The following is a 9,497-nucleotide window of genomic DNA, read 5'->3' as shown; positions in this document are numbered from 1 at the left end:
CAGATGGCCAACCTGGCATTTGCCCTTGAAAGACCGGATATGAGAGACCGGCTGATAAAATTTATAGAAAAAATTCAAAAAGATTTTTAATCCCTAATCAGGATTTTTTGTACTGGCTGTAGGTTTTCATCACTTTTCTGACATAGTCCTGCGTTTCCTGGTATGGTGGAATCCGTTTGTGTTTATCAACTGCGTTGGGTCCGGCATTATAGGCAGCAAGAACCAGGGGCAGTTTATCCTTATATTTCCTTAAAAGCCGCTGAAGATAAAGCGTCCCCCCCATAATATTCTGGGAAGGGTTAAACGGGTCTTTCACCAAAAGGGTTTTAAAATTGTCCGGCATAATCTGCATCAACCCTTTGGCACCTTTTTTTGAGACAGCCTTTGGATTAAAGCCTGATTCCACTTTAATCACAGCTTTTATCAAAAAAAACTCAACCCCATATTTTTTGTGTGCTTTCTTAATAATATCATCATATTTTTTGGTGCTGAACCCGCTTTTAATTTTTTGGGGTTTTTCTTTGATATATAACTTGTAATCCGAGGATGTGGGCACATTTGTAAAATGGACAATACCGCTGCCGTCAATATACATGTAAATATCGGCAAAGGCATAGTTTATACTAACGATGCTTAAAATAACAAATAGAATAATTCCTGTTTTCTTTAACATTTTCCTTAGGTTATTTTATCTGGTCTTTGTATTCCTTCAGGACAAGTTTTCCCGGAAACTTCGGGTTTGCCACATATTGGCCCAGGTTATCCAGAAAGGTTTTAACAAGTGTTTCAAACACCTCATCCTTTGCTTTAGCCATGATAAAATTTCGTTCAATCATGTATTCATAGGTCGCAGTATCACCCAGTGTTGCTATAATATCTTCAAATTTAAAATCAGATATCATGTCGCCGGGAAATAATTGCTTTTCAATCTTTATTTCCATATTTGCCTTCATGATCACCACATAGGCATCAGCACTAATCTTTCTGGACATATCCGATATGACAAGGGTCTGGTTATTTTCAAGTTCAATCTTTTTATATATCATATTTTACCGTTGTTTTACCATTATTTTTCCTGGGGGTTGTAGTTTAACCGATCTAAACCGGGTTAAAATAATTCCAATTGTTTCTCTTTTTTCCTTACTTTCAGGTGAACAAAACTTTTTTCCACCTGTGTCAGTTTTTTTTCAATATCATCAATAAAAAAAGACCGTTGCCTTTTAAAACTTTTGCCATATATGCTTCTTTTTTTTGCATAAGTCAAACAAAGAATATCCATGGCCCTTGTCATGGCGACATAGAACAGGCGGCGTTCTTCTTCAAGATCATCAATGTTTTTACCATCCTTTGCAAAGGGGACAAGTCCCTGTTCACACCCTGCAACAAATACAACAGGAAATTCAAGCCCTTTGGCCGCATGCATGGTCATCAAAGATACTTTTTCCACATTAAACTCCAGGGTATCTGGATCCTGGTTTAAGGCAAGGGCATTAAGAAAACTTTTCAAGTCATTGTTCAGCCTTGCAATGGATAAAAGTTTTTCAAAGGCCTGTTCTGCCTTGTCATTGTCTTTAATAATTTTGCTTAAATCTTCTTTTTTGCACAAAAATTTTAACAATGCCTCAGTATCACAATCTTTAAGCTCATCCGGAACGTCAGTACTTTGCGCCATAATTCTACAGGCATTAATCAATTGTTTTATACCCTCTATTTCAAATAATTTCTTTTTGTCTGCTGCCTGAAAGGGAATGCCTTCTTTTTCAAACATATTGATAAAGGTATCGCACTGTCTTGACGTTCGACAAAGAATGGCAAAATCTGCAAAAGAATACTCTTTTTGCTCGTCCAGATCTGTTTTGCCGGCATCCATTGAGAAAAAAGAGGTTCCACCCACAAACTTTTCAATCATCTTGCCAATGGCCACGGCCTCTGCATATTCTGTAGCGGTCTCCTTGATCATCAGTTTTTTGGTGGTTCCCGCATCTGAAAAAACCTTGAATTTTTCTTCATTCTCCAAAGACTTGCTGATCATTTGAAAAGAAGCATCCAGAATGGTCTGCGTAGACCTGTAATTTTTAGTCAAAATAATCTTTTCACATCCCGGACGATCATGGGCAAACCGTTTGAAATATTTATTGTCCGATCCCCTGAACCCATATATGGACTGATCCGGATCACCAATCACGACAATATAATTATCCTGTGAGATCAGCTTTGCAAGCTCATACTGGCCAAAATTCAAGTCCTGATATTCATCAATAAAAATATATTGATATCTTTTCTGGACACTTGACAGGATCTCTTCATCATGGGTCAACATCTTGACCGTCATGAAAATCAGATCTTCAAAATCCACCACGTTCTGTTCTTTGCAGAGGATAAGACAGGCACTATAAATCTTTTTAAAACTATCTGATTCATCATTGGTTACGACTTCTTTAAGATCATCATCAGGGAAGAGTAAATTCTGCTTGCATTGGCAAATCAATTGATCCATTTTATTTGCCACCCCTCTTTTGGCATTTCCCCCCATGGCTTCCCTGATCAGTGAAATCCGAATCACATCATCCGCAATGGCAGCATCAAACCCTTTGTATTCTTTTAAGAGCCTGAGGCAAAATGAATGAAAGGTCGATGCCAGCACAGCCGTCTTTGTTTTCCGGGGCATATATTTATCTATTCGCTGTTCAAGTTGTTTTGCCGCTTTATTGGTAAATGTCAGAGCAAGGATGGAACCCGGATCAACATCTTTTTTTGAAACAAGATAAGCAATCTTCGCCGTCAATGTCCTTGTTTTTCCGGTACCGGGTCCGGCCTGGATCACCATGGCCCCGGCAGATGATTCAACCGCTCTTGTTTGTTCGGGATTCAGACCGGTTAAAAGATCTTGAGGTTTTACCGGCTGTTTTATTTTCTGAGTCTTTTTTCCATCTTTTTTTTTGGAATTCTTTTTTACAATGACGTTCTTACCCCTTGTTTCAGCCTTTTTCCCCGCATTTCTTCCCGCTTTTCTATCAGGCAGGTCAAACAAAAGGTATTTTTCTCCTTTCAGCTGTTCCTTTTCCTTTACTGAAAAAATATTTACTTTCCCATATTCACCATCATAGCCCGGATCAATGCTGATATCACCTGTTCGCATCTTCATAACGGCTTCCGCCAGCAGGGGCACATTAGCAGTTTCTATTTCTTGGGCAGATTTATCCAAAAGAATCCCAAGCTCCGGTCCCAGGGTTTCAATGGCCTTGTTATAATAGCCTGCTACCTTTTTGGTTTTGGGTCCCACCTCAAAAATCTCAGAAAGGATATCGGCAAGGGGAATAATGCTTTTGAATCCATGCCGGTTTTCAGGTACATACCCTTCCGGTCTTGTGGCAAGTTCCTGTACCCTGTTCAGCACCCCATAGGTCACCTTACGTCCGCATTCGGGACAGATGCCGTCAATTTGGGCAGTGGTGGCAGGATTCAGACAGATATTACATTTTCTGTGGCCGTCATAATGATATTTACCCTGGTGGGGATACATATCCAGGGTGCCCTGGTATTTTTCAAGATCATTCTTTTCAAGGGCCTGCCTGATATGAAAAAAACTCAAATCCGTATTAAACACAGAGGCATTCCTTCCTATATATCCTGGGGAATGGGCATCGGAATTAGACATCAGGCGGACATCATCAAGATCTTCGACACGCCAGTTCATGGGAGGATCGGAAGACAATCCTGTCTCAACGGCAAAAATATGCTCCTTTAATGAACCAAAACACTCTTCAATGGAATCAAACCCTGATTTTGATCCGAACATGGAAAACCAGGGGGTCCAGATATGAGCCGGCACAAAAAAACCTTTATCATTGATATCCAGCATAATGGAAAGCAGATCCGCTGCATCAAGCCCCAGTATCGGACGTCCGTCGGATTTGATGTTTCCGATTGAATCAAGCTTTGCGTTAAACTTTTTCACGCTGGCAATATCAGGAAAATAAACCAGGTTATGATTTTTTCTCACCCGGTCGTCTTTTTTATAAATATTGCTGATTTCCGTCTGCAGGATAAACCGAACCGGGTTCCTGCAAGTTTCGGGAATAGTTTTATCAATATCCTTTGCAATCTCTTTTTTCAGAGAGAACAATCCCGGTTCCGTCTCTTCAAGCTTGGATTCAATCTCATCAATCCAGGCAGGAAAGGTAAAGTCCCCGGTTCCGACAACCCGGACCCCTTTTATTTGTGCCGTATAATAAAGATTCTCAAAATCAAGATTCTTGGCTGTGGCCCTTGAATACTTTGAATGGATATGAAGATCAGCAATAAATTTCATTTTTTTTGCCTGCTTTTTTGTCTGGTTTAGTGGTTAAAATTTGTCCAGGTTCAATAATTTACATGATTTCCTCTTAATTTAAAAGCAGGATTCTGATAAAGAATAATAATCAACCCTAATAATAAAAAAGAAAGGGCCTGCAATGAACATTATTCAGGATAAAATCCTTGTGGTGGCAACAACAGAATCCAAAACCATTATTTCCAATTCCCTGAAAGATATTTCAGGAATAGAACTTCTTGAAGCAGATTCTGAAAACAAAGCATTTGAGCTGATTTACAATCATTTTTTCGTTCTGGTCATCATTGATGAAACCCTGCCTCACATTGATATGTATAAAATCGGGGCCATGCTGCTCAGCCATAAAAAGACCCATAATGCTCCCTTGCTTATCATTACTGATACCATCCAGCCTGAAAATTTCTTAACTGACTTTAAAGCGCTGCAGATTGACTATATTGTAAAGCCCTTTGATGAACAATTAATCCTGGCAAAAATAAAAATATTCTTTGAACTGTTTAAACAGAAAAATGCTGTTGACCAGAGTATTGATGAACTGGATAAAGTGTATAAAAAAATTGTTGACCAACATGAACTTGTCATGGAAGAAGAATTCTCAAGAAAAGAGATTGTCAATATTTCATCAATTGCAGCAGACCAGATGCAGCAACCATTGAGAAGTCTCCATGGCAATATTTATCAATTGCTTCGAAGCCGGGACGTTTCCCCGAAATTCAAGGCAAACCTTGCCTCTATAAAGACCTCTACAGAAAAAATCTCTCAGATTTCCAAAAAACTCTTTGCCTTTCCCGGAAAAACAAAAAAACTATTAACACAGAATGCTTCGGACCTGACTGCTGATCAGGCCTATAGGATTCTCTATCTTGAAAAATCAGATGAAGATTTCAGTATATTCAATCATTTCATAAAAGGCGTAATAAAATGCAACCTATCCCAGGCAAAAACACTTGAACAGGGGTTGGAACTCATTGCCGGCAACAAGTTTGATTTAATTTTCACTAATCATTTATTACTGGATGGAACCGGATTTGACCTGCTTTCAAAATTAAACCGAATGCGGTCGGATATCCCTGTTGTTTTCACTCTGGATAAACCCAAGGGCCATAAGGGGCCAGAAGCCATCTCAAAAGGCGCCTTTACCTATTATATAAAAGAAGAAATATCCAGCACAAATATTCTTTCCATCATTTACAGCACGCTGGAAAAAGCCAAGATCACCCGGGAAGTGGAGGATGCCCAGAACAGGATCGTCATGATCTCACAAAAAGATTATCTCACCAAACTTTTTAACCGGCGATGCTTTGAGCAGGAACTGACTTCTGAAACATCAAAGGCAAAACGATATAAAATCCCTCTATCCATCCTTATTCTGGATTTTGATCAGTTTGAAGCCATTAATGAAACCCACGGGTATGATACAGGGGATGCCATCCTCACCACCAGTGCGGCATTAATTCAAAGCATGGTCAGAGACAAAGATGTGGTCTGCCGGTATGGGGAAGAAGAGTTTGGAATTGTCCTGCCAAACACTGCATTAAATGGTGCCAGAATGCTGGCGGAAAGAATCAGGAAAAAAATTGGTGATCATGAATTTGAAAAAGGTTCAAAGGTGTTAAAGCTAACCGTCAGCATCGGTATTGCCTCATATGTCCCAAAAACAGATACCGGCTTTTCCGTCCTGGTAAAAAAAGCACTGGATGCACTGACATCTGCCATGGACCAAGGTGGAAACACGATAAAAACATTTATTAATTAAGAGAGAAACCATCATGCCAATATTTAACCCTCAAGCAGCAGCATTGATCCAAAATTGGGATCAATCCATAGAAAACCAAGTCAAAATCAAGCGGCTGACCACAGATCATGCCGAAGAAAAACAATTTATAAATTTTACCGATCAGGTATCGAGCGTGGCATTAAAGCTGATCATCGAATCTGAAAAAGGAGAAAAAAAACTGCCCGGTTTCCTGCTTAAAGAAAATGTCACTTATTCGGCACTTCCGCTTGAAAAAGAACTTGAACCCTTTCTTGAAGCCCTGTCACAAATAAATGGCAGCCAAGCCATGCTTTCCGAACCCATTCGGCAGGCCCTCGACAAAATAGACATCCCGGTCCAATTAAAACTTTATATCGCCCTGCAATGCCCCCACTGCCCCAATGTGGTCAGGACAGTGATACCTTTGGCTTTCTATTGTAAAAACATTTACCTCCATATCATTGACGGCAGTCTGTTTCCCGAAACCGCACAAAAAGATAAGGTCATGTCTGCGCCCTGCCTGATGCTTGATGATGATTTCAGATGGACCGGAAGTGTTAATGCAGAAGAAATTATAAAAATGATCACCAGTCGTGATCCGGCACAATTGAGTGCCAAAACATTAAAGACAATCCTTGAAGAAGGAGATGCCTCATGGATTGCCAGGCAGATGATTGAAAAGGGTGATATCTTTGATGCCTTTATCAAACTTTTGCTCCATGAAACATGGTCTGTCAGACTGGGTGCCATGGTTATTGTAGAGGAACTTGTTGAAACTGACCCCAAGCTTGCTGCCAGACTTTGCCCTCTCCTGATCGACCTGTTTGATGAAAAAGATATCCCCGTACAGGGAGATATCCTCTATGCAATGGGCGAAGCCGGTGACCTTGAAACAAAAAAATGGATACAGACAAAGCTTCCTAAACTTGAGCATCCGGATCTTATTGATGCAGCAACAGAAGCGTTGGACAGTCTGGATTCTGTCAATAATTAAAAGGAATTCAAAGCCAATCAGGGCACAAATTTGGCCAGCAGCTCAACAAGATGAAGCACTTTAATAGGGCTTTCCCGCTTGTCTAATCCGCCGCTCAATTGCATGATGCAGCCAGGGCAGTCTGTTACCAGAATGTCGGCTCCTGATGCCTCAACATTATCCAGCTTCTTTTTAAGAATTTCTGAAGATATTTCAGGAAAATCTACTGAATAAGACCCCCCGAATCCGCAGCAGACATCCTCGTCCTTTGATGGAACATATACATATCCGGCCTTTTGAATCAGGGCTCTGGGTTCATCTGTCACATGAAGTCCCCGGCACAAATGACAGGGGGCATGATAGGCCACTTTTGTATTAATATTCTGCCTTGTTTCGGAAAACGGATATACTTTTTCCATAAAGGATGAAAAATCAATAATTTTATTAGTAAAACCATTCAGGTCCAGAGAAGATCCGCCTGCTTCCCTGAATATTTTTTGGTAGTTATGAGTTAGATGGGAAGCACAGGAAGCGCACAGGGTCAGAATATAATCATATTGTTCAGCCCCAAAGGCCTTGATGTTCTGAACAGCAAGCTCTTTGGCTGTATTTTCTTCTGCTGCCATCATGGCGGGCAGGCCGCAGCAGGTCTGGTCCAGTGGAAAATCCACCTGGATATTAGCCTTTTGCAGCAGCTTTAAGAGAGCTTTTCCATGGCCGGGATAGATAAAATCCATGGCACAGCCGGCAAAAAGAGCGATTTTAAGGGATGGGTGCTCCAATTTCGGGCTGAGGACCGGCCAAAGATCTCGCAACGGGGTTTTGGCAATGGCAGGCAGGCTCCTGAACCCGTGGTCTCTCTCCAGAAAAGAGGGCAGATGACGTATCATTGGCTTGCCCCTAGTCAGGGGCTGCTGGGCCAAATAGGCCTTTCGCAGGATAAAATGAAATACCTTCCGGTTCTTCATCACCTTTGACATGAGAAAATTTTTAACCGGAGTTTTGCCTTCTTCTTTGATCACCCGTGCATAGGTCTTTTTGATGAGGTGGGGCAGATCTATATCCACGGGGCAGACTTCCTTGCAGGCCTGGCAGTTAATACAATTTCTCACGATGGCCTTGTCATTATCCTTGCCATGGTAGAACAAGGTTAAAATCAGGCCGATGGCACCGATATAAACATGACCGTATTTGTGCCCGCCCACTTTAGAATAAATGGGGCAGACATTGGCGCAGGCACCACACCGAATACACCGAAGACTTGTGGAAAACACCGGATCCTTTGACAGGGCGAGTCGGCCATTGTCTAAAAAGACGACATGCATAATTTTTTTCTTAGATTCAGTGTTCAAACACTGGTTGGCCCCCTTGATCCAGGTCACATAGGAGGTGATGGCCTGACCGGTTGCATTTCTGGGCAAAAGTTTTAAAATGCGCAGGGCAGACTTAAGATCTGACACCAGTTTGTCAAATCCCACCAGGGCCACATGAACCCTGGGAAGCGTTGTAACAAGACGCATATTGCCTTCATTGGTGACAAGCCCCAAAGTCCCTGAGTCAGCAATAGCAAAATTGACGCCGGAAATCCCCATATCTGCTTCAAGGAATTTAGGGCGAAGCTGTAATCTTGCCACCTTTACCAGCTTGTCGATATTCTCAGTATCAAGCCTTTGACGGGTCTCTTTTTCAAAGAGTTCCCCCACCTGGTACCGGGACAGATGGATGGCCGGCATGACCATGTGGGAAGGACCTTCATGTTTCAGCTGGATGATCCATTCCCCCAAATCGGTCTCAGTAACCTCAAACCCTTGTTTTTCCAGATGATCATTTAAAAAGGTTTCTTCTGCGGTCATGGACTTGGATTTGATGATCTTTTTAACCTTGTTCTCCCTGGCAATATGGGCAATAATCTCATTGGCCTCCTGGGCATCCCGGGCTCGATGGATTATAGTGCCGGCCTTTTCAGCGTTGAGCTTGAATTCTTCAAACAATGCCTCAAAACAGGGAATCAGGCTATCCTTGTTTTGGGCAATGGCATCCCTGATCCCATTGAAATCAATATCTTTGTAAACATTGGACCGATTCTCACGATACACCGTGTTAAACTTATCCAGGGCAGATCGTAGAAATGAATCCCCAAGGGCCTGATGAAGCTGTTTTTTATAAGATTTCATATCCCGGGCTGTTTTGATCATGGCCTTAATCCTCCTCGTATAAAGGTTTTTAAATCAGGCTTGAAAAAGGCGACAGCCTTTTTCAACACCTTTTTTATCCCAGGCAGCGTAGCTGCCTGGGGGCCGCAATCGCTGCGATTGCGGCGTTACGTGACATTTGCCTTTCAGTGTTATTTTGGCCATAATAGCCGGAAGGCTGCCGGGGTTCGGCTTCTCCTCCTTGAGGTAATGTCCTCTTTTAAAGACCGCCGATGCCGGTTT

General features: G+C 41.8%; 7 protein-coding genes. 2 read left to right on the top strand and 5 right to left on the bottom strand.

Features of this window, described 5'->3' with window-relative positions; all coding sequences use genetic code 11:
* Positions 1-97 precede the first annotated feature (97 nt).
* The 3 genes from K8S13_RS13765 to K8S13_RS13755 all read right to left on the bottom strand — a co-directional run bounded on the left by K8S13_RS13765 (position 98) and on the right by K8S13_RS13755 (position 4,312).
* Entirely contained in the window at positions 98-673 is a 576-nt protein-coding gene (locus K8S13_RS13765) for a lytic transglycosylase domain-containing protein (protein ID WP_291463306.1), read from the bottom strand.
* Between the two features lie 10 nt (positions 674-683).
* Entirely contained in the window at positions 684-1,046 is a 363-nt protein-coding gene (locus tag K8S13_RS13760; protein ID WP_291463305.1) for a hypothetical protein, read from the bottom strand.
* Positions 1,047-1,108: 62 nt separating this feature from the next.
* Positions 1,109-4,312, bottom strand: coding sequence for a UvrD-helicase domain-containing protein (locus tag K8S13_RS13755; protein ID WP_291463304.1), 3,204 nt, complete (start codon positions 4,310-4,312; stop codon positions 1,109-1,111).
* Positions 4,313-4,454: 142 nt separating this feature from the next.
* On the opposite strand from K8S13_RS13755, the gene K8S13_RS13750 reads away from it, so the two are divergent.
* Both K8S13_RS13750 and K8S13_RS13745 read left to right on the top strand, forming a co-directional pair.
* Positions 4,455-6,089, top strand: a complete 1,635-nt coding sequence (locus K8S13_RS13750; RefSeq protein WP_291463303.1) for a diguanylate cyclase — start codon at positions 4,455-4,457, stop codon at positions 6,087-6,089.
* A gap of 13 nt (positions 6,090-6,102) precedes the next feature.
* Positions 6,103-7,083 (top strand): thioredoxin family protein, encoded by a 981-nt coding sequence (locus K8S13_RS13745; RefSeq protein WP_291463302.1) that lies wholly within the window; start codon positions 6,103-6,105, stop codon positions 7,081-7,083.
* A 17-nt stretch (positions 7,084-7,100) separates the two neighbouring features.
* On the opposite strand, the gene ldhH is transcribed toward K8S13_RS13745, so the two are convergent.
* Both ldhH and K8S13_RS13735 read right to left on the bottom strand, forming a co-directional pair.
* Positions 7,101-9,257, bottom strand: a complete 2,157-nt coding sequence (gene ldhH / locus K8S13_RS13740; RefSeq protein ID WP_291463301.1) for an L-lactate dehydrogenase (quinone) large subunit LdhH — start codon at positions 9,255-9,257, stop codon at positions 7,101-7,103.
* 33 nt (positions 9,258-9,290) lie between these two features.
* The coding region (locus tag K8S13_RS13735) for a hypothetical protein (protein WP_291463300.1) at positions 9,291-9,497 on the bottom strand (207 nt) is incomplete at its 5' end.

Source organism: Desulfobacula sp. (assembly GCF_021107415.1).
Note: the sequence above shows the minus strand (reverse complement) of the source record. Positions and strands in the feature narration are given on the sequence as shown.